This is a genomic window from Bacillus sp. RC242, assembly GCF_044908245.1.
Lineage (GTDB): Bacteria > Bacillota > Bacilli > Bacillales > Bacillaceae_G > Bacillus_A > Bacillus_A mycoides.
The window spans coordinates 143,425-164,855 of the sequence record NZ_JBIYCZ010000012.1; the positions used below are offsets into that span (position 1 = coordinate 143,425).

A 21,431-nucleotide genomic window follows, 5' to 3' on the forward strand; every position below is an offset into this window, starting at 1 on the left:
AGAAAAAGGCTGTCTACTATGTAGGCAGCCTTTAAAGTATTAACCGTTATGATATTTGTACATCCAAAGAAGACCGGATTTTAATAATCTCGGTACACGTCCCATTAAGGGTTGGTTTGCTAGTAAACCAAATCCGTGTTTTTTGCCGAGAGAACCGAGAACACCTTTTAATTTAATAACAGGCAGTTCATCAGGAAGGGGTTCATTATTCCAACGTTTTAATAATATTTGGACAATTTGTTCTCCTTGACCTTCAGCAAGTTGAGCAGATGGTGCGTGTGGAAGTGCTGCACAATCTCCTACGACATAAACGTGCTCATTATTTGGAATATTGTGATATTTCGTTAAAACAACCCGTCCGCTACCATCTTGTTCAACTGGAAGGTTTCGAACAACTTCATTTGCTTGAATACCAGCTGTCCAGACGATTGCATCACATTCAAGTGGTTCATCATGGTTGTATACAATGTTTGGTTCCACTTTTGTAATGTTAGAGTTTCGTATAATGGTAACTTTATGTTTTACAAACCATTCTTCTACGTATCTACTTAATTTCTCTGGATATGGGAATAAAATTCTATCTTTTCGATCAAATAAATAGATTTTTAAATCTGAACGGCTTTCGCGAAGTTCACTTGCCACTTCAACGCCGCTTAAGCCAGCCCCAACGACAGCTACTGTTGCATTTGGTTCTAAGCTATTTAATTGTTCATATGTCTTACGTGTTTGTTCAATTGATTGTAGGCTATGTGTATATTCCTTCGCCCCAGGAACGTTATGGTATTTATCTTCACAGCCAAGCCCGATAATTAAATCATCATATTGAATCGTTTCACCGCCATCGAGATGAACGGCCTTCGTTTCGAGGTCAATATTTGTTACTGTTCCGTATTGAATATTGAGACGTGGGTGCTCAGGAAACGGTATGCGAATATGCGTTTCTGAAATTGTACCCGCAACTAATGCATAATATTCAGTTTTAAAGCAATGATATGGTACTTTGTCGATTAATGTCACTTGTACATCATCTGGAAGTTGGTTGCTTGGAAGTAGCCGCTGCAGAATTCTCATTCCACCGTAGCCACCACCTAGTAGTACGAGGTGTTTCATGATGGATTACCCCTTTTCTGTTGAAATATCCCCTAATCATACAATTTTATATTAATAAAATATTTTGACTTTACACAATCAAATTATATCGAATTTGTGAACAAATAACAATGCATGAATGAATACTCTGTTGTACAATAAGAAGAAAAGTAAAGTAAGTGGTTTTCATTTTCTAGTTACTATTTACTATTTCATTATGAGTAGTATGTTATATAAAGAAGACCATCTATTATGAAGTGAAATAGTGAAGTAACTAAATAGTTTAGAATATATAACGAAAACAACAAGAAACAGCTTAGTTTTCTTCTTATAAATAAAGTGGAATGGTAACAAGTAGAGAGGGTTACTTATCCGTTTCGCAAATTAGGTATGCACATACCATATAAAGTAAATGGTAATTTGTTTAGAGATACAGGGGGGAGAGAGTTTTGATTAAACCATTAATCGAATTTTGTGTAGGTAACCTTGCAAGCGGTTCGCAAGCAGCTTTAGAAAAATTAGAAAAAGATCCTAATTTAGACGTAATGGAATATGGTTGTTTAGGATATTGTGGTATCTGTTTTGAAGGTCCATTTGCACTTGTAAATGGTGAAGTGGTACAAGGTGCAACAGTAGAAGAACTTGTAAATAATGTATATGATTATATGGATGAAAATCCAATGTTTTAAAGCGTTGCAAACAGGCAACGTTTTTCTTTTTTCATTTATCTCGCTATTTGCGGGCAGTAAAACTCCCACCTCAAAATTCAGCTGAAGCAAAGAAGTTAGGTTGAAGCCCTGTTGCCCGTCCCCCCACTGATTAAAGTTTCACTTTATTAGGAGTGTTTATTTCGAAAAAAAAAGCCCTTTTAGAAGGGCTTTTTTCTTACACGATTTGTGTAAGAACGGCTTATTGCCAAAACACTGTCAAATATGAGAAACGGGGGACATTCATATTGTGTTCTAAAAGCATGCATTTTATACTTGAAATAATAAATTATTTTTGGAGTGAATAAAAATGAGCCAATTTTCTTTTACAAAAATGCATGGTCTTGGAAATAGTTATATATATGTAAATATGTTTGAGGAACAAATTAGAGAAGAAGATTTAGCAATTGTAGCGGAAAAGGTTTCAAATATTAATACTGGTATTGGTGCAGATGGAATGATTTTAATTTGTCCTTCTGACGTGGCACCAGTAAAAATGCGCATGTTTAATAACGATGGCTCAGAAGGAAAGAGCTGTGGAAATGGTTTACGCTGCGTAGCGAAATATGCGTATGAGCATAAACTAGTAGAAGGTAAAGTTTTCACAATTGAAACGTTAGCGGGCATTGTTACGGCAGAAGTAACGGTAGAAGATGACAAAGTTACATTAGCGAAAATCGACATGGGAGCACCTCGTTTAACACGTGAAGAGATACCGATGCTTGGTGAAGGAGAAACACCATTTATTCGTGAAAACTTCTTATACAATAATCACCGTTATGCATTTACAGCTGTTTCGATGGGGAATCCACATGCGGTTATTTTTGTTGATGATGTAGAAAAAGCGCCTCTTACAACGTTAGGACCGGTTCTTGAGACGCATGAAATGTTCCCAGAGCGAGTGAATGTTGAATTCATCGAGATTTTGAATGATGAAGAGATGAATTTCCGCGTTTGGGAACGAGGATCTGGTGTAACACAAGCTTGCGGGACAGGAGCATGCGCAGCTGTCGTTGCGGCAATTTTAAATGGGAAAATGGAACACGGTAAAGAAATTACGGTTCACTTAGCAGGCGGCGACTTAATGATCGCATGGACAGAAGAAGGAAATGTATTAATGAAAGGACCTGCGGAAATAATTTGCCGCGGAGTGTATGAGTACAAGATAGAAGCGTAAAGATGTATAATAGAATGAGAACAGAAAGGATGGTGTATTTCATGATTGAAGTAACAGAACAAGCAGCTTTTCAAATTAAAGATATGTTAAAAGATGCTGAAGATGGAGAGAAGTACGTGCGCCTTGCTGTACATGGCGGCGGATGTAGTGGTCTTTCTTACGGCTTAGGATTTGAAGTAGAACCAAAAGAAGACGATACAGTTCTTGAGTTTTTCGGTGTTGAATTTGTTATCGATAAAGAAAGTGCTCCGATTGTAAAAGGAGTAAAAGTTGACTATAAACAATCTATGCTTGGCGGCGGATTCACAATCGACAATCCAAACGCGATCGCATCATGTGGATGCGGATCATCTTTCCGTACAGCGTCGAATGCTGGTAAGCCAGAAGATTGCTAAGTTTTTTCATCCCTTTATTCTAAGTGGAAATTGAATGGGTAGGTTGCATATAAAGACCTTCTTAGCGATGAAACCAAATCGTTAGGAAGGTCTTTTCTTTTGCGCTAAAAAGAAAAAGAGCATGACAAAGATAACGAATATATGCAAGAAGAAGGGGACGCAAGATCGACGATATTTTTGAATTCGTAAGGAGATATGTGATTAAACCTATAATTAGATTTGTAAGTTACATTGTAATAGATATCATAATAGATTGCGTAATAGAAGGTGTAATAAGCGGTATAAGGAAATTACGTGATAAGATTCGTGACAAGTGGAAAAATTGGCGTGGAAGACGTTATTGGCGTTAATAGATTGTCATGACTAGGCTAGATGAGTGTCAATGACGTTTTCAATGAAAAAACACTGATTAAAGTTTTAATTTACTATCTTACAAAAGTGTAATGTTCATGTCATGTTTTTGAATTTCTTCTTTAAAGCTTAGGCTTTAAGATAACAATATAAGAAAAACACATGAGGTGAAGGAAATGAAAAGATATATTGCACTTTTTAGTATTTTAGTTGTATTTGCAAGTCTATTAGTTGGCTGTGATTTAAACCGTATGGGTAAAGATGAGTACTACGTTCAAATTACTACTGATGGAATCGAAAAGAATGAAAAAGCTGATAGTGGTCAGCCGCACAAATCATTCGAGTATAAGCTACCTGCATTTGATAAGGATGGTAAAGAAAAAGAAATGGAATTTACCGCTGCGAAAAATCTTCGTAAAGAAGCATTTTTGCGTGTATTCCACTCAGATGAAAAAGGTGTAACTGCTTGGGAAGAAGTGAAAAAGGACGAGCTTCCTGCGAAAGTGAAAGAAAAATTAGGTGTGAAATAAGACAGATGGAAAAGGAATTGACGAACAAGGTCAATTCCTTTTTTCGTTCTCAAAATCCTCTTCTGAAATTACTTTAAATCCATGCCTTTTGAATAAAGCAGTTGTCACTCCGTAACCAGTTTGTTTATTGCCGTTAAATTCCCCTGTGTAAATAGTAGAACTACCACAAGATGGACTGCGTTCTTTTAAAATTATATATTCTGGGTTTAAAGCTTTTATTTGTTCTAATGCTTTATAAGCACCACGCACGAAAGCCTCCGTGACATCTTGTCCTTCTTTCGTCATTACTTTTGCTTTTCCATCTAAAACATCATCGCCATTACCGCCGATAATTTCAGCAGAAGGGCGTGGTGTTGGTAAACCGCCTAATACTTCGGGACAAACGAGGATGGTATCTTCCCTTTGTAATAACTCTTCTATTTTTGAAACGAGATTATCGTTACCGTCATACCGACAAGCAATACCACCTAAACAAGCACTAATTACAATCATATTTTCATCTCCAATAAAGTGAAAATTTAATCAGTGGGGGTTTTGTCCATCCCCCACTGATTATTAGTTGAACCAATCGGGCTTTTACGGGCAGTTGATCTCCCACCTAACCTCCTCGCATTCGCCGAATCTGGAGGTGGGAGTCTTACTGCCCGTTAATGCGGGATAAAAAATATTAAATATCACGCCAATTTCTCTTCCTGACTCTTACCTATAAATGAGGTGATAAAAATGGGAAGCTTATATAATTTAATGAAACCATATAGTGAATTTCGAAGTAAAGAAGAGTTTAATGTATATCAAAAACAAGTTTTTAAATGTTATCAGTTTCAACTAAATAAGACTGATTCTGCCGTCATTCATTTTTTAGGAAAATATGCGGTTAATGAGAAGAACGAAACAGTTGGTGTTGCTTGTCTGTTAATGGAGACAATTGCGACGAATATTGGAAAGAGTATTCGTACAGTACGTCGCTCGATTGCGAAGCTAGAGGAGCTTGGAATTATAAAGCGTGTTGCGACAAAAGAAAGATATAAGCGCGGGGGATATAGTGCAAACTTATATGTATTTCTTAAATCTGCAATTGACCGCATGGATGACCGTATGAAAATGTCCGCATGTGAAAGTGATGATCATACAGATGGCTGTAGTGGAAACGAGCAAAAAAATGAGGGGGAAACAATTCTTTCTAAAAACATTCCACAAATAAAAGAGAAAAGAAAAGTAACGTACGAGCTTGATGAAACGTATTGTCGTCACGATATACCTAAGCCTTTTATATATGCACTGGTGCCGATGACGAGTAATCCGAAGAAGATTAATATATTTTGGAGTAAGGTGGAACTTGCTTATAAAAAGAGCGGATTACTAGAGCAAGGTGCTTTATTAGAGGGAATATTAGCTGATGAAGAAGTGCGTGGAAATTTAATTTGGAGGGTGAAAAGTGTTGTGAGAGCGTATAAGTACGGAGAAATTCGTAAAGATGTTGGAGCACTATTGTATAGTACGATGCGAGATTTATTTTTAGAAATTGGATTAGAGTGGGGAGCGGCATTAAGGAGAAGTAAGGGAATACCGTTATTCGATCCATTTAAAAAAGAGCCATGCGTATAATACATGACTCCAAGTAGCTAATCGAACTTTCTTACAACTGGAACACGAATTGCTACAAATAGTACAAAGACGATAACAGCGATTGCACCGCTTTTCATAACCGTTACAATTGGAATGCCTATCCCAAGTGCAAGCGATGTAAATGCGTAAGAGAGTGGAATGAATCCCATCGATGAAAGCATGAGTAAGCTCATAACGCGTCCCATCATCTCTTCTTTTACTGTTGATTGAATCATCGCCATAAGTGGAACGATAGCCATCGCAATTGTAATACCGTAAAACATTCCAGCTAATAACGCTTGCCAAAGTACAGTGCTAAAGTTGATGGCTAGGAAGAATACACCAGACAGTAGCATCATGATAATACAAAATAGACCACGTCTGCGGTTAATGTTTTTTAATCCGACAATGACAGCTCCTATCGCCATCCCGCCGCCAACAGACGCTTCTAAGTAACTAAACTGAAGTGAATCACCGTGCAGAACGTTTTTGACGAAGAGCGGGAAGCCTACTTGCATTGGGCCGATTAAAAATAAATTTAAAAAGGCGCTACATATAAGGAAAGTTGAAAGAAATGGTGATTCTTTTACATATAAAATTCCCTCTTTAATAGAAGTAAACATGCCTTTATCTGTTTCATTTTTTTCGGGTACTGTAAATTGTATTTTTTGTACGAGTATCGCAGCGATAATGAGTAGCAGGATTGTAATTGAAAAGATTGTTTCATAGTTCGTAAATTTAATGAGAATACCGCCAAGTACAGGGCCCAAGATGACCGATCCTTGGTTTGTCATTTGAGTAAGTGAATTTGCTTGTGTTAAACGGCTTTTTTCTACAAGTTCAGGCAGAATAGATCCATCTGCTGACCAGAAGAAAGCGTCAGCAAGTCCGAAGAACAAAGCGAACAAAGCAAATGTATATAGTGTTACATCACCGACGATGAACCAGGTGAGAATGGTTGCGACAAGAATAGCGCGAATAATATTAGAGTAAAACATAATATTTTTTTTCGGGAATTTATCAGCTAATGCTCCGCCGATAATCATAAAGATGAGCCTTGGAACACTAAGAGCCACGAAAACAATACCGAGTGAAGCCTCAAGGTTTAATGTTTTTGCTATGTACCATGTTTGTGAAAAAGTAAAAAAGGCTAAAGCAAAACTTGAAAAGAGAGTAGCTGCCCAAAGAAAAAGGAAATTCGTATTTTTTAATAACGGTTTTCCGCTTCCTTCTAAAGCAGATTTATTTTGTTGTAGTTCCTCCATATTGCTTCCTTTCTATGTACCAAATTTAGACTGAAAAACCTATTAACAATCGTTTTATACAGTTTCTAATATTTCTATACTGCACTTTCTCATTGTAGACAATAATAATGAATTTGCACAGTGGCTATTTAACGACAAAAAAGAAGATACCAAAGGGTATCTTCTTTTTGTCATTCACGCTAAAGCGATATAAATATCCACTTGTACGTTATTTGGATCTACTGCATTTTCGTCATAAAGCTCAAAGTCTGTTGTAAAAGCACGTTTGTTTTCTTTCGACCATTGCCAAATATATTCCCAAGCTTCACAAACGACTTCAGACACAGGACCTTTTCTCGTTGTAAATACCGCATACGTAGCAGTAGGTATTGTTAAAGTTGTCATATTTTCAGGAACGTCTTTTAATGAAGAAACAGGCATGCCAATAGTAAATTGATATGTACCAGTTTCATCTGATTCGTAGTTTGAGTAGAAAGCGAATGTTTCTTTGGTTTGTTGATTTGGGATGTGATGCATGATTTGTTCTTGGAAGTATTGGTTCCAAAGTTGTGGGATTTTTCCTTCAGTAGATGCTTCTTTCTCATTTGTCGTCGTAATAGAAACGCCGATTGCTTGGAAAGCTTCTTTCTTAATGATAATAGGTTCTTTCATGATAAAATTCCCCTCCATTGAATGAAACGTACGTTCTGTTTTATTGTAACATATTTTAGGAGTATGTGGTATTTTTTTCTAAAGTACATAGCTGTGAAGAAAGAGAGGTAATTTGGATTAGGGATCTTTATAACAAAAGAACTCCTTTCATGTAAAAGGAGCTCTTTTCATTTCTATATTAAAACATACTTGAGCTATGCATTGGTTGAAGTTTTGCGTTTGGATCGAAGTAAGCTTTTGCATTGTTTACTGCTGTCGGTGCTTCACCAAAGCCGCAAGCAATGAGTTTTACTTTTCCTTCATATGTACAAATGTCACCAGCAGCGTAAATGCCAGGAATATTTGTTTCCATTTTTGAGTTCACGAGGATGCTGCTCTTTTGAATATCTAAGCCCCAATTTTTAATTGGACCAAGTGAAGAAACGAAGCCGTAGTTTACGATTACGTCATCAACATCGATGATAATTTTTTCTTCTGTTTTTACGTGCTGAAGAACAACTTGTTCAATAGTATCATCACCGATAAGTTCAACTGGAACGTAAGGTGTGCTTACTTCTGCACGGGAATTCATTAAGCTTTCTACGCTATGTTCATGTGCACGGAATTTATCGCGGCGATGAGCAATTGTAACTTTGTCCGCAATCGGTTCTAACATCATTGTCCAATCTACTGCTGAGTCACCACCGCCGAATACAACGACGCGTTTTCCAGCAAATTTATTCATATCATCAACGAAATAATGTAAGTTCTTCTTTTCATATTTTGCTGTGCCTTCTAATTCTAAGCGGCGTGGTTGGAAAGCACCATTACCAGCAGTAATAATGACAGATTTAGAGTAGTGAGTTTGTTTATTTGTAACAAGTTTAAATATACCGTCAGCTTGTTTTTCAAGCGTATCAACAGCTTCTTCTAAGCAAACAGTTGGATCGAACTTTTTCATTTGTTCTTTTAAGTTATCAACTAACTCTTGTGCGCGCACTTTTGGGAATCCAGCTACATCATAAATATATTTTTCGGGATATAGTGCGGATAATTGCCCTCCAAGTTGAGGTAAGCTTTCAATAATTTTTACACTTGCTTGTCTCATTCCGCCATAAAATGCGGTGAATAGTCCTGTTGGGCCACCACCAATAATCGTTATGTCGTAAACTTTTTGATTTTCTGTCATTTTCATTCCCCCTATAGATGATGGAATTTTAATATTGATTTCATATATTGTTCATATGTACATGAAAATCCTGCAAATGATGACACTTTCAAATAAATGATAGCATATTTCAGTTAATAATACTTCTGGAAACGACTGAATAATAAGTAAGTTTGCGCATAGATGTTTTAGAATTGTATAAAATATAGCGAAAGGAAAATACATGAAAAAAAGGCTAAAAAACCCTTGAAAACGCTATGTTATTTTAAAATATTGATAATTCTCTAGGTGCTTGAATTATGGAATGAAACCGACTAATATAGGGAAGTATTATGTTAAATTTCTATGACAAATTTCGTACGATTTTTTGACTGCGTTTTGTTATGATATAGAATGTGATAAATTCCACATTCTTGACAAATAGAGTTTTTAGTACTTGGTATTATTTTTTATTACTATTATATAAAGAAAAGGGTTGTGATTTAGTGAAGACTCCAAAAATCGTAGTTTTAGGTGCAGGTTATGGCGGGATGATTACGACTGTTCGTCTGCAAAAAACATTATCTGTAAGTGAAGCTGAAATTACGTTAGTAAACAACAACAGCTATCACTACCAAGCAACTTGGTTACATGAGAGTGCAGCTGGTACATTACAAGATGATAAAATCTGTCTAGATATTCAAGACGTTATCGATACAAATAAAGTGAACTTTGTACAAGATACAGTAGTAGAGATTAAAGCTGCTGAAAAACGTATTATCTTAAAAGATGGTGAATTAGAGTATGATTACTTAGTAATCGGTCTTGGTTTCGAATCAGAAACGTTCGGAATTAAAGGATTAAAAGAGCATGCATTCTCAATCACTAACATTAATGCAACTCGTCAAATTCGTGAGCATATGGAAGAAAAATTCGCTCAATATGCGACTGAAAAACGTGATGAGTTAGTAACAATCGTTGTTGGTGGCGCTGGATTTACTGGTATCGAGTACGTAGGTGAGCTTGCAAACCGTATTCCTGAACTTTGCAAAGAGTATGATGTTCCACGTGAAAAAGCACGTATCATCTGTGTAGAAGCTGCTCCAACAGCACTTCCTGGTTTCGATCCAGCATTAGTAGAGTACGCTGTAAAACAACTTGAGAAAAAAGGTGTAGAATTCCGCATCGGTACAGCAATTAAGGAAGCAACTGAAGAAGGTATTATCGTTGCAAACGGTGATGATGCTGAACTTCTTAAATCTGAAACTGTAGTTTGGGCTGCAGGTGTTCGTGGTAATGGTATTGTGGAAGAGTCTGGATTTGAAGCAATGCGCGGACGTATTAAAGTGGATGAGTACATGCACGCTCCAGGTCATGAAGATGTATTCATGGTTGGTGATGCAGCGTTAATCATCAACGAAGAAATTAACCGTCCATACCCACCAACAGCACAGATTGCAATTCAAGAAGGTTATAATATTGCACACAATTTAACTGTGTTAGTTCGCGGCAAAGGTGAAATGAAAAAGTTCGCATTTGATAATAAAGGATCTGTATGTTCATTAGGTCATGACGATGCAATGGGCGTTGTTATGGGCAAAAAGTTAACAGGTTGGAAAGCTTCATTCATGAAGAAAGTAATTGACAACCGTTACTTATTCTTACTAGGCGGACCTTTATTAGTTCTTAAAAAAGGTAAATTGAAGTTCTTTTAATATATAGTAGAAAAAGCAGAAACGGCTATGAGCTGTTTCTGCTTTTTTCGTATTGAAAATATAGTATAATAAACAAAAAGAAAGAATATTCTGTTCGTTTTGATGGAGGAGGTTACATCATGGGGAAGCGAGGGAAAGTGTGGTTAGCTGTCAGTGGCTTAGTAGCTACAGAAGATGGGAGATGGCTATTCGTTAAGAAAAAATACGGTGGATTGAAAGGGCAATGGTCTTTACCTGCTGGTTTTGTTAATGAAGGCGAGACTGTTGATGAAGCTGTGAAACGTGAAATATTGGAAGAGACAGGCATTGTTGCTCATGTAAAGGGGATCATTGGTATTCGCTCAGGTGTTATTCATAATGAAATTAGTGATAATATGATTATTTTTCTTCTAGAACCAGAGGGAGAAGACGTTATTGTACAGGAGAAAGAATTGTCGGAAGTAGCTTTTTTACATCCGGAAAATATTGCAGATGATCAAAATACTTCTGTACTCATCAAATATTTATTAGAAGGAAGAGCAGAGTCGCATTTTGAAATGGACAAAACATTAAATCCAGGAGAGCAATTTGGTTATACGGCTTATCATGTGTTTACGGCGTATGCGAAGGAGAGGGAGAAGAAGTGAGTATACCGGTACTACTTATTTCAATGATGTTGTTCTTTATTTTATTTTTTGGAATTGGATTTTTACTCAACATGATTTTGCGAGCTACGTGGGTAATGGTTATTGTATATCCGATTATTTGTATGCTTATTATTAATAAAGCGAGTGTATGGGACTATTTTTCAAAGCCAAAAGAAACATTTTCTTCATTTGGGACAAGTGTATCGCATTTAGGACACGCAGATGTGTTTATTCTATCTACTGGATTAGTAGGTGCTGCTTTAGCAGGAATCATAATTAAAAAACTTCGAAAAAGTGGATATCAAATGTTTTAATCTCCAATCAATTTGGAGATTATTTTTTTGCATATTCCTTCATCGTATAGGGAATGATTAACGATGAAGGAGTGTGGAATATAAAAATGTTAAAACGATATTGTATTCGCATTATGATGACTTGTTTACTTGCATTCGCATTATGCGTAACATGGCAGGCTTTCACAGGAGTTTCTTTATTAGAGATTATAAAATCATATGAAGGAACAAGTGTAAAAGAAGTACATGCAGCAGAGATTGAGAAAAAAGTTGCTCCGAGTAAAGAAGTGATAAATGCTTTAGAGCAGGCAAATGACTGGTCTAAATATCGTGTTATAGAAATGACTGCAACTGGTTATACATCAGGTATAGAGTCAACTGGAAAGAGGGCGGGGCATCCAGAGTATGGCATTACATATTCAGGTGTTAAAGCAAAAAGGGATTTATATTCCACAATCGCTGCCGATTTACGCGTATTCCCGCTTGGGACAATTCTATTCGTGCCAGGTTACGGATATGGTGTTGTGGCTGATAAGGGCGGTGCTATAAAAGGAAATCGTCTCGATTTATATTATGATACGGTGAAAGATGTTTATAGCCAATGGGGTAAGAAAAAAGTAAATGTGTATATAGTGAAAATAGGAAATGGCAAGTTTTCGGAAGAAGAGTTAACGATGTTAAATCAAGACGAAACGATGCAAGTGTTTCGTGGACAATATTTAAAACAAAGATAGTCTAGTGGCAATAACGCTAGACTTTTTTCTTGTCTTATTTCACCATAGAAGATATTGGAGATAGCATCTTTATCCTGCTATTTGCGGCCGGTAAAACTCCCACCTCAAAATTCAGCTAGGGCAAAGAAGTTAGGGGGGAGCCCTGCTGCCCGTAAACGCCCGATTGGTGCGGGCTGATTAAAGTTTCACTTTATATGAAATGACAGAATTTAGAATTGTCGCATTTTATCGAAAATAAAGTTATAATGGACGTAGAGAAATTTAGGGGGTCTGAACATGTTTCAAGTACAAAAAGAATTAGTAAGTCATGAAGCGGTAATTGTTTCCTTATTTGAAGAAGATAAAACGAGTAGCTTTGTACAAGAACTGGATAAAGCGTTTGAAGGACAATTACAAGTTTTATTAGAAGAAAAAGAACTTTCAACTAAGAAGAAAGCCATTTCAAAAGTACATAGCTTAGGAAAAACAAATGTTAAACGTTATTATTTTGTTGGTTTAGGTAAGAAAGAGTCATATACAACAGAAACGTTACGTGCGGCTCTTGGTAAGGCGTTTAAAGCGTTACAAGCAGCAAAAGTACAAGATGCAGCAATCTTACTTGATTCTTTCGTGACAGATAAATTAGATGCGATTGATGTAGCTCATATTGCGGCAGAAGTACAAGGTCTTGGTACATATGAATTACAAACGTATAAAACAGATAAAAAGGATCGTGTAGAATTAGAGAAGTTTACGGCTATTACAGCAGAAGATGCACAAGAAATTGAAGCAGCATTAACGGTAGGATACGTACATGGACGTGCAACGAATTCAGCTCGTACGCTTGTAAATATGCCGCCAAACGTATTAACAGCGACAAAGCTTGCTGAGTATGCAGTTGAATTAGCAGAAAAATACGATATGGATTATAAGGTTCTTGAGAAAGAAGAGATGGAAGAGCTTGGTATGGGTGCATTACTTGCAGTAAACCAAGGATCTACTGAACCTCCAAAAATGATCGCTCTTATTTATAAAGGAAAAGAAGAGTGGAAAGATGTAATTGGATTTGTTGGAAAAGGGATTACATATGATACAGGCGGTTATTCTTTAAAGCCACGTGAAGGCATGGTTGGTATGAAAGGTGATATGGGCGGAGCTGCAGCTGTTCTTGGCGCGATGGAGATCATCGGTGAACTTCGCCCCGAGCAAAATGTAATTGCTGTTATTCCATCAACTGACAACGTTGTAAGTGGTACAGCATTTAAGCCAGATGATGTTATTACATCTATGAGCGGAAAAACAATTGAAGTATTAAATACAGATGCAGAAGGTCGCCTAGCGTTAGCTGACGGTATTACGTATGCGAAGAAACTTGGCGCAAATTACTTAGTTGATGTTGCAACATTAACAGGCGGTGTAATTGTTGCACTTGGAAATCATACAACAGGCGCGATGACAAATAATGAAGAATTGTTTGAACAAGTGTTAGAGGCTTCTATGGAAACGGATGAGCCAATTTGGCAATTGCCGATTTTTGAACGTGATAAAGAACGTGTCAAAAACAGTAAATTTGCTGATTTAAATAACTCACCAGGCCGTGAAGGACATGCGGTTATGGCTGGGACATTCATTGGTGAATTTGCAGAAGAAACACCATGGGTACACTTAGACATCGCTGGAACATCTGAAACATCAGGAGCACATGATTTAGGACCATCTGGAGCAACAGGTGCAATGGTGCGTACACTTGCAACACTTGTTGAGCGTTTCGGAGAAGAATAATTTTTGAAGAAAAGGCTGTCTCAAATTTTTGGGATAGCCTTTTCTTATTGATATGGTATGACTATTGTAAGTTTTTGTCGGTAAGTCGATACTCCTTGTCGAAACGTCGATATATTTGGAGTTACGGTTCATATAATTTCATTTATTATTTTACCGTTCCAAAAAGTGCTATATAGTGAAAGATTCGTCCTATAAAGAAATCGTATATAACGTCCCGCCTAATGCGAATGAAGTACGCCCTGTTTCCTCAGAGACAACTAATATAAGTGCATCAATTTTCTCGGATAAGCCAATTGCGGCCCTATGACGTGTTCCTAGCTCAGGATTGATTTCCATGCTTTTTGTTAATGGGAGAATATTAGCTGCTGAGACAATATGATTATTTTTAATGAGAACGGCTCCGTCATGAAGAGGGTTCCCTGGATAAAAAATCGATTCAAGTAGTGGCGCGGTTAAGTGTGCGTTTAATGTCGTTCCAGTTTGAATGAAAGAATCAAGAGCGTCACTTCGTTCCACAATAATAAGAGCACCGTGTTTTCGAGCGCTTAAATGTTGGACAGCTGTAGTGATGAAATGTGAACTTTCCGTATAAGGTGATAAATATGCTTGAATATAATATGTAGCTGCTAACGTCTGTACATTTGTTAACATATGATGAATATCTTCCATTTTACATAAAATACATTCATCTTCTTTATCGATTGCATGCTTCATGTTTGATAATTCTTTTTCAGCAATTTCAATCATCTGCTTTGTTTTTATTTTGAGCTCTTCTGACAAGCCCCATTCTTGCATAATCCTCATTCCCTTTGGTGGAGTATTTAACCATAGTGTATACAAATATTTATAGTAAAATCCTGCTAGATTTTAAAAAATATTGAGATTCAGGTTGTTTTTTTCATATAATGAAGGTACGACAGGCGAGAGGAGATGGAAGTATGAATTGGAAACAAGAATTTAGTCGCTGGCTTTCATATGCAGAATTAGACGCAGAATTAAAAGAACAGCTAGAAAACATGAAGCAAGATGAGAAGAAAATCGAGGATAGCTTTTATAAAAATCTAGAGTTCGGCACAGGTGGTATGCGTGGTGAACTTGGTGCTGGTACGAACCGTTTAAATGTATATACAGTTCGTAAAGCAACAAAAGGATTAGCTATGTTTATTGAAAACTTAGGTGAAGAAGCGAAAAAACGCGGTGTTGTTGTCGCATATGATTCTCGTCATAAATCACCTGAATTCGCAATGGAAGTAGCTGCTACTCTTGGTGCACACGGTATTACAACATATGTATTTGAAAGCTTACGTCCAACACCAGTGCTTTCTTTCGCAGTTCGTCATTTACATACAGCAAGTGGAATCGTTCTTACGGCAAGCCATAATCCGCCTGAATATAATGGTTATAAAGTATATGGTGACGATGGTGGACAATTGCCTCCAAAAGAAGCTGATGAGTTAATTAGCTACGTAAATGCAGTAGAGAATGAATTAACAGTTGAAGTTGCTGATGTTGAGCAATTAAAAGCTGACGGTTTATTACATATAATTGGACAAGAAGTAGATGATGCTTATGCAGCAGAATTGAACAATGTCATTATTAATAAAGAGATGGTGAAAGAAGTAGGAAAAGATTTAAAAATCGTCTTTACACCATTGCATGGAACATCAAATATTTCGGTACGCCGTGGTTTAGAAGAAGTTGGATTTACAGATGTAACAGTTGTAAAAGAGCAAGAGTTACCAGATCCAAATTTCTCTACAGTAAAATCACCAAACCCAGAAGAGCATGCAGCGTTTGAGTATGCAATTCGCGACGGTGAAAAAGTAGGCGCAGACGTGTTAATCGCAACAGATCCTGATGCAGACCGTCTAGGTGTAGCAGTTCGCAATCACGATGGTGAGTTCCAAGTATTAACTGGTAACCAAACAGGTGCATTAATGCTTGATTACTTATTATCACAAAAGAAGGAAAACGGAACGCTTCCAGAAAACGGTGTTGTTTTAAAAACAATCGTAACGTCTGAAATTGGCCGTACAATCGCAAAAGCATACGGTTTAGATACAGTTGATACGTTAACTGGATTTAAATTTATCGGCGAAAAAATTAAACAGTATGAAGAAAGCGGACAATATGAATTCCAATTCGGTTATGAGGAAAGCTACGGTTATTTAATCCGTTCATTCTGCCGTGATAAAGATGCGGTGCAATCCGTCCTATTTGCATGTGAAGTAGCTGCATACTACAAATCACAAGGTAAAACGTTATACGATGGTCTGCTAGAAGTATTTAAGAAGTATGGGTTCTTCCGTGAGGACCTTGTATCGTTAACGTTAAAAGGAAAAGATGGTGCCGAACAGATTCAAAAGATGATGGCAACATTCCGTGAGAATCCTCCGAAAGAAGTAGCTGGTTTAACAGTCGTTGCAGTTGAGGATTATAAAGAAAGCATCGTTACAACGTTACAAGATGGAAATAAGGAAGAGATTCACTTACCGAAATCAAATGTGTTAAAATATCAATTAGAAGATGGTTCTTGGTTCTGCTTACGTCCATCTGGAACAGAGCCGAAAATTAAATTCTACTTTGGTGTACAAGATGATTCCTTACAAAATAGTGAACAAAAGTTACTTACTATTAAAGAAGATATTATGAATCGTTTATAATAGAATAGAATGCTACTGATAGGAAAAGAGGAGAACGGAGAACGGCCTCCTCTTTTCATGTAGTTTTGTTTGATGTAGAGGATTATTACGAGCGAGTGTTATAAATTTGCACTTTACTAAGAGAATTAGAATGAAAAGCGAGGGTATTTGTCATGAAAAAAGTGAGAAAAGCAATTATCCCGGCAGCGGGATTAGGAACACGCTTTTTACCAGCAACGAAAGCAATGCCAAAAGAAATGCTTCCAATTGTAGATAAACCAACAATTCAATACATCGTAGAAGAAGCAGTAAAATCAGGCATCGAAGATATTATTATCGTTACTGGTAAAGGAAAGCGCTCTATCGAAGATCATTTTGATAACGCATTTGAATTAGAGCAAAACTTATTAGAGAAGAAAAAGTATGAGTTACTTGAAAAAGTACAAGCTTCTTCTAAAATGGTAGATATCCATTACATTCGACAAAAAGAACCAAAAGGATTAGGACATGCTGTTTGGTGCGCACGTAAATTCATTGGTGATGAGCCGTTTGCAGTATTATTAGGCGATGATATCGTTCAAGCTGAAAAACCATGTTTACGTCAATTAATGGACGAGTATGACAAAACACTTTCTTCTGTTATTGGTGTACAAACTGTTCCTGAAGCAGAAACACATCGCTACGGAATTATTGATCCGTTAGAGCAAGAGGGACGTCGTTATCAAGTTCGTAAATTCGTTGAAAAACCAGCGCAAGGTACTGCGCCTTCAAACTTAGCGATTATGGGACGTTACATTTTAACTCCTGAAATCTTTATGTTCTTGGAACAGCAACAAGTTGGAGCGGGTGGCGAAATTCAGTTAACGGATGCAATTCAAAGCTTAAATGAAATTCAACGTGTATTTGCATATGATTTTGAAGGAAAGCGTTATGACGTTGGTGAAAAATTAGGATTCGTTCAAACGACAATTGAAATGGCATTGCAGCACCCAGAATTACGTGATGATATGCTAGTAATGATGAAGAAAGTTTTAGACGAGCAAATGAAGCAAGAGTCTTAATATAATAAACAAGGAGCTGTTCCTATAGGAACAGCTCCTTGTTTATTATGAAATCGTCGAATGAGAATGCTGATAAGCGGAACGACGTACAGCATAGTATATGCGAGGTGCGATAATAGCGCCGATAATTGTAAACGCAATATTCTTTACTGCGAACCACATCATAATCATCCAGGCAGCTTTATAACTCATATTACCACCCATGAAAATATTGACTGCCCCGTACATATAAGTAGTACCGATAATATACGTTAAAATGATTCCGACGAAAGAAGAAATTGCAAAGGTGCTGAATGTTGGTCGTTCTTTTTGTTCTACTAGTTTTCCTGATACGTAAGCAACGATAATAAATGCGATAATAAAACCACCAGTAGGATCTAAAAGTGCTCCAAATCCAGCTTTGAAGTTAGCGAAGATTGGCGCACCTGCTACTCCAACAAGCATGTAAACAGTCATTGATAATGCCCCAAGTCTACTCCCGAGAAGAAGACCTGCTAAAATTGCGAAAAACGGTTGCATAGATAATGGAATGCCCGCTATTTGTAAGAATGGTGCCCACGATACAATATTTGCACCAATAGCCATAAGAGCGACGAACATGGCAGCTAATGCTAAATCTAAAACATGAAGCTTCTTCATAATGTTAACCTCCAGTTGTGTTTAGGTTAACATTATCGTAGCGAAAATATTTACTTGTTGTCAATCAAAATATTTTGATAAGAAGGCTTTAAATAGTCTCTAAGCAATGTGTATGGAATACGAAACTGCGGAATTCCGCTTGAATAAGGAGCAATTTCATATAAAGGGAAATAAATCACAAGATTATCGGGTTCTAAAAAGTAGTGAAACTTTTTAGTGCCCGTTACTTTTTCGACTGCATCAGGAAAATAAATGCTTTCATTTTGTTTAATTTGTCTTACAATCTCTGTGCGAATTATTTCTTTATATGTATCCTCTTGTTGAAATAAATCGTCTAAGTGTAATAATTTTTTTTCGTTTAAATCAAATGTATTTGCCTTCCACGTATACAGTCCGTGCGCTCCGCCTGTATATTGATAGTAATTCACATATAGACTTAGGAAAGGTGGTTTGTTTAAAGCTACTTTATAGTCAACATTTGCAACGTATGGATGAAAAGGTGTGCTAGATCCTTCTGTTTCTTCATAATATTTCTTCGCTTCTTTTTCTAATTTACTTTTAAATTTAGTAGTAGAGTTTTTGTAATAGGAATTCAGCTTATTTTGAAATTTCGAATCAGAAAAGTTGTGAAAGGAAGGCCTATTAATTTGATATTCTATATAAGGTTTCTTACCTTTTTGCGTTACAGTCTTAACATTGATTGTCAGGTTGGATGCTTTGGCTGCTATTGCACAATTTGGTACAATAGTCAGCAAGGAGAACATAAGCAATAGTATGCAAAATTTCTGTTTCATTTAGGTGAAACCTCCTTATATAAGTGTTATAGGTAGTTTGAAATTAAACAGGTAAAATTATACATTTGATCTAAAGGGAGAGAGGTTGAAAACGATATGTCAAAAACTTTAATGGATTCGCTTGGAATTGAGTTGTTAGAAATGACAGAGGATAAAGTAGTTGCTACAATGCCTGTTGATGAACGTACGCATCAGCCGTTTGGATTTTTACATGGCGGTGCATCTGTTGCATTAGCAGAAACTGTGGCAAGTGTTGGTTCATACAATTTAATTGATCAAGAAAAATGTATTTGTTTCGGATTAGAAATTAATGCAAATCATATTCGCTCAAAGAAAGATGGAATTGTAACAGCAATTGGAACACCGATACATAGAGGACAATCGACAATGGTTTGGGATATTCGCATCATTGATGAAAATGATGATTTACTATGCATATCAAGATGTACAGTAGCAATTAAAGAAAAACGTGAAAAATAGAAAAGAGGCAGCTCTGATGAGCTGCCTCTTTTTTTATCCCGCATTAACGGGCAGTAAAACTCCCACCTCAAAATTCAGGTGGAGCAAAGAAGTTAGGTGGGAGATCAACTGCCCGTAAAAGCCCGATTGGTGAAGGCTAATAATCAGTGGGGGGATGAACAAAACCTCCACTGATTAAAGTTTCACTTTATAATTAGAACTGGATTTTCTTCTCTAAGAAACCTTTTAGTTCGCTAATTGGCATACGAACTTGTTCCATTGTGTCACGGTCACGTACTGTAACAGCTTTGTCTTCAACAGAGTCGAAGTCGTATGTGATACAGAATGGAGTACCGATTTCGTCTTGACGACGGTAACGTTTACCGATAGAACCAGTTTCATCAAAGTCTACCATGAAGTCTTGAGCTAGTTCTGCGAATACTTCAGTAGCACCTTCAGATAGCTTTTTAGATAATGGTAAGATAGCTGCTTTATATGGTGCTAAAGCAGGGTGGAAACGAAGAACTGTACGAGAATCGTTTTCTAATTGCTCTTCTTCATATGCATCACATAAGAATGCTAATGTTACACGGTCTGCACCTAGAGATGGCTCGATGCAGTAAGGTACGTAACGCTCATTCGTTTGTGGATCGATATAGTTAAAGTCTTCGTTAGAGTGTTCCATATGACGTTTTAAATCGAAATCTGTACGAGATGCAACGCCCCATAGTTCGCCCCAACCGAATGGGAATCTGAATTCAATATCAGTTGTCGCGTTACTATAGTGAGATAATTCGTCTTCACCGTGGTCACGAAGACGCATGCTTTCTTCAGTCATACCAAGTGAAAGTAACCAGTTTTTACAAGTTTCACGCCAGAATGCGAACCACTCTAAATCTTCACCAGGCTTACAGAAGAATTCAAGTTCCATTTGTTCGAATTCACGTGTACGGAATGTGAAGTTACCAGGTGTGATTTCGTTACGGAAACTTTTACCGATTTGGCCGATACCAAATGGAAGTTTCTTACGCATAGAGCGTTGTACGTTTTTAAAGTTTACGAAAATACCTTGTGCAGTTTCAGGACGAAGGAAGATTTCGTTTGTGCTAGACTCTGTAACACCTTGGAATGTTTTGAACATTAAGTTGAACTGACGGATTTCCGTGAATTCTTGGCTACCGCAATCTGGGCATTTTACTTCATGTTCTTTCATTAAGTCAGCCATTTGGTCGAAAGTAAGACCGTCAACGACCATTTCGATGCCTTTTGCGTCTAATGCATCTTCAATTAATTTGTCAGCACGGTGACGAGCTTTACATTTTTTACAGTCGATCATTGGATCATTAAAGTTACCAACGTGACCAGAAGCGATCCAAGTTTTTGGGTTCATTAAAATAGCAGCATCTAAACCAACGTTGTGTGGAGATTCTTGAATGAATTTTTTCCACCAAGCTTTTTTGACGTTATTTTTTAATTCGATTCCAAGTGGACCGTAATCCCATGTGTTTGCAAGACCACCGTAAATTTCAGAACCAGGGAAAACGAAACCGCGATGTTTCGCTAAGTTTACAACTTGTTCCATTGAATACATAATAAAATCCTCCTTTTGAAAGTTAACGTATTTGCGATGACGTGATGGGTACTTTGGAAACGAGCAATATATGCTTTAAAAAACATAAAAAAACGCTCGTCCCAAGGCTTAATCGCCTAGGGACGAGCGTTTGCCCGCGGTTCCACCCTAGTTGATACACAAAATGTGCATCCACTTTATCACGTATTGCTCGAGACTGCCGTTTCCTCGCAGCTTCAGG

General features: G+C 37.1%; 23 protein-coding genes. 14 read left to right on the forward strand and 9 right to left on the reverse strand.

What is annotated here, in order from left to right; genetic code table 11:
* Positions 1-39: 39 nt before the first annotated feature.
* Positions 40-1,110 (reverse strand): NAD(P)/FAD-dependent oxidoreductase, encoded by a 1,071-nt coding sequence (locus ABH957_RS21170; RefSeq protein WP_002015890.1) that lies wholly within the window; start codon positions 1,108-1,110, stop codon positions 40-42.
* A 428-nt stretch (positions 1,111-1,538) separates the two neighbouring features.
* Between ABH957_RS21170 and ABH957_RS21175 the strand changes: the two genes are divergently transcribed.
* The 5 genes from ABH957_RS21175 to ABH957_RS21195 all read left to right on the forward strand — a co-directional run bounded on the left by ABH957_RS21175 (position 1,539) and on the right by ABH957_RS21195 (position 4,249).
* Entirely contained in the window at positions 1,539-1,778 is a 240-nt protein-coding gene (locus ABH957_RS21175; protein WP_002015892.1) for a YuzB family protein, read from the forward strand.
* Positions 1,779-2,106: 328 nt separating this feature from the next.
* Positions 2,107-2,973, forward strand: a complete 867-nt coding sequence (gene dapF / locus ABH957_RS21180) for a diaminopimelate epimerase (protein ID WP_002015893.1) — start codon at positions 2,107-2,109, stop codon at positions 2,971-2,973.
* A 41-nt stretch (positions 2,974-3,014) separates the two neighbouring features.
* Entirely contained in the window at positions 3,015-3,368 is a 354-nt protein-coding gene (locus ABH957_RS21185; protein ID WP_002034566.1) for a HesB/IscA family protein, read from the forward strand.
* 164 nt (positions 3,369-3,532) lie between these two features.
* The gene (locus ABH957_RS21190) at positions 3,533-3,718 is read left to right on the forward strand and encodes a hypothetical protein (protein WP_404512165.1); all 186 of its coding nucleotides are present in this window, start codon (positions 3,533-3,535) and stop codon (positions 3,716-3,718) included.
* A gap of 177 nt (positions 3,719-3,895) precedes the next feature.
* Positions 3,896-4,249 (forward strand): YxeA family protein, encoded by a 354-nt coding sequence (locus ABH957_RS21195; RefSeq protein ID WP_078203758.1) that lies wholly within the window; start codon positions 3,896-3,898, stop codon positions 4,247-4,249.
* A 30-nt stretch (positions 4,250-4,279) separates the two neighbouring features.
* Here the strand turns inward: ABH957_RS21195 and ABH957_RS21200 are convergent, their stop codons facing one another.
* Entirely contained in the window at positions 4,280-4,741 is a 462-nt protein-coding gene (locus ABH957_RS21200) for a 2-thiouracil desulfurase family protein (protein WP_404441873.1), read from the reverse strand.
* Positions 4,742-4,972: 231 nt separating this feature from the next.
* On the opposite strand from ABH957_RS21200, the gene ABH957_RS21205 reads away from it, so the two are divergent.
* Positions 4,973-5,854 carry a helix-turn-helix domain-containing protein gene (locus tag ABH957_RS21205; RefSeq protein WP_404441871.1) on the forward strand — a complete coding sequence of 294 codons (882 nt, stop codon included), beginning with the start codon at positions 4,973-4,975 and terminating at the stop codon, positions 5,852-5,854.
* A gap of 17 nt (positions 5,855-5,871) precedes the next feature.
* On the opposite strand, the gene ABH957_RS21210 is transcribed toward ABH957_RS21205, so the two are convergent.
* The 3 genes from ABH957_RS21210 to ABH957_RS21220 all read right to left on the reverse strand — a co-directional run bounded on the left by ABH957_RS21210 (position 5,872) and on the right by ABH957_RS21220 (position 8,938).
* Complete coding sequence (locus ABH957_RS21210) at positions 5,872-7,119, reverse strand: MFS transporter (RefSeq protein ID WP_098168722.1); 1,248 nt, start codon at positions 7,117-7,119, stop codon at positions 5,872-5,874.
* Positions 7,120-7,293: 174 nt separating this feature from the next.
* A complete protein-coding gene (locus ABH957_RS21215) occupies positions 7,294-7,770 on the reverse strand; it encodes a GyrI-like domain-containing protein (protein ID WP_404454418.1) in 477 nt (158 codons plus the stop codon).
* A 178-nt stretch (positions 7,771-7,948) separates the two neighbouring features.
* Entirely contained in the window at positions 7,949-8,938 is a 990-nt protein-coding gene (locus ABH957_RS21220; RefSeq protein WP_404512157.1) for an NAD(P)/FAD-dependent oxidoreductase, read from the reverse strand.
* A 464-nt stretch (positions 8,939-9,402) separates the two neighbouring features.
* Between ABH957_RS21220 and ABH957_RS21225 the strand changes: the two genes are divergently transcribed.
* The 5 genes from ABH957_RS21225 to pepA all read left to right on the forward strand — a co-directional run bounded on the left by ABH957_RS21225 (position 9,403) and on the right by pepA (position 14,025).
* On the forward strand, positions 9,403-10,611 hold the full coding sequence (locus tag ABH957_RS21225; RefSeq protein WP_002067919.1) for an NAD(P)/FAD-dependent oxidoreductase: 1,209 nt from the start codon (positions 9,403-9,405) through the stop codon (positions 10,609-10,611).
* A 119-nt stretch (positions 10,612-10,730) separates the two neighbouring features.
* Positions 10,731-11,237 carry an NUDIX hydrolase gene (locus ABH957_RS21230; protein WP_002015875.1) on the forward strand — a complete coding sequence of 169 codons (507 nt, stop codon included), beginning with the start codon at positions 10,731-10,733 and terminating at the stop codon, positions 11,235-11,237.
* The gene (locus ABH957_RS21235; RefSeq protein ID WP_002089308.1) at positions 11,234-11,551 is read left to right on the forward strand and encodes a YuiB family protein; all 318 of its coding nucleotides are present in this window, start codon (positions 11,234-11,236) and stop codon (positions 11,549-11,551) included. The genes ABH957_RS21230 and ABH957_RS21235 overlap by 4 nt, the downstream gene beginning before the upstream one ends.
* Positions 11,552-11,637: 86 nt before the next feature.
* A complete protein-coding gene (locus ABH957_RS21240) occupies positions 11,638-12,264 on the forward strand; it encodes a 3D domain-containing protein (RefSeq protein ID WP_219301091.1) in 627 nt (208 codons plus the stop codon).
* Positions 12,265-12,540: 276 nt separating this feature from the next.
* Complete coding sequence (gene pepA / locus ABH957_RS21245; protein ID WP_404491686.1) at positions 12,541-14,025, forward strand: cytosol aminopeptidase; 1,485 nt, start codon at positions 12,541-12,543, stop codon at positions 14,023-14,025.
* A 189-nt stretch (positions 14,026-14,214) separates the two neighbouring features.
* Here pepA and cdaS read toward each other — a convergent pair whose 3' ends face one another.
* A complete protein-coding gene (cdaS, locus tag ABH957_RS21250) occupies positions 14,215-14,820 on the reverse strand; it encodes a sporulation-specific diadenylate cyclase CdaS (RefSeq protein WP_002067925.1) in 606 nt (201 codons plus the stop codon).
* 143 nt (positions 14,821-14,963) lie between these two features.
* Here cdaS and ABH957_RS21255 point away from each other — a divergent pair, with 143 nt between their 5' ends.
* Both ABH957_RS21255 and galU read left to right on the forward strand, forming a co-directional pair.
* Positions 14,964-16,688 carry a phospho-sugar mutase gene (locus ABH957_RS21255; RefSeq protein ID WP_404491687.1) on the forward strand — a complete coding sequence of 575 codons (1,725 nt, stop codon included), beginning with the start codon at positions 14,964-14,966 and terminating at the stop codon, positions 16,686-16,688.
* Between the two features lie 152 nt (positions 16,689-16,840).
* On the forward strand, positions 16,841-17,728 hold the full coding sequence (gene galU / locus ABH957_RS21260) for a UTP--glucose-1-phosphate uridylyltransferase GalU (RefSeq protein WP_002015869.1): 888 nt from the start codon (positions 16,841-16,843) through the stop codon (positions 17,726-17,728).
* Positions 17,729-17,773: 45 nt separating this feature from the next.
* Here galU and ABH957_RS21265 read toward each other — a convergent pair whose 3' ends face one another.
* On the reverse strand, positions 17,774-18,367 hold the full coding sequence (locus ABH957_RS21265; RefSeq protein ID WP_404512159.1) for a biotin transporter BioY: 594 nt from the start codon (positions 18,365-18,367) through the stop codon (positions 17,774-17,776).
* A gap of 50 nt (positions 18,368-18,417) precedes the next feature.
* A complete protein-coding gene (locus ABH957_RS21270) occupies positions 18,418-19,161 on the reverse strand; it encodes a DUF3298 and DUF4163 domain-containing protein (RefSeq protein ID WP_404512161.1) in 744 nt (247 codons plus the stop codon).
* A 96-nt stretch (positions 19,162-19,257) separates the two neighbouring features.
* Between ABH957_RS21270 and ABH957_RS21275 the strand changes: the two genes are divergently transcribed.
* Entirely contained in the window at positions 19,258-19,641 is a 384-nt protein-coding gene (locus ABH957_RS21275; RefSeq protein ID WP_404441858.1) for a hotdog fold thioesterase, read from the forward strand.
* 193 nt (positions 19,642-19,834) lie between these two features.
* Here ABH957_RS21275 and ABH957_RS21280 read toward each other — a convergent pair whose 3' ends face one another.
* On the reverse strand, positions 19,835-21,211 hold the full coding sequence (locus ABH957_RS21280; protein WP_113938358.1) for a glycine--tRNA ligase: 1,377 nt from the start codon (positions 21,209-21,211) through the stop codon (positions 19,835-19,837).
* Between the last annotated feature and the right edge of the window lie 220 nt (positions 21,212-21,431).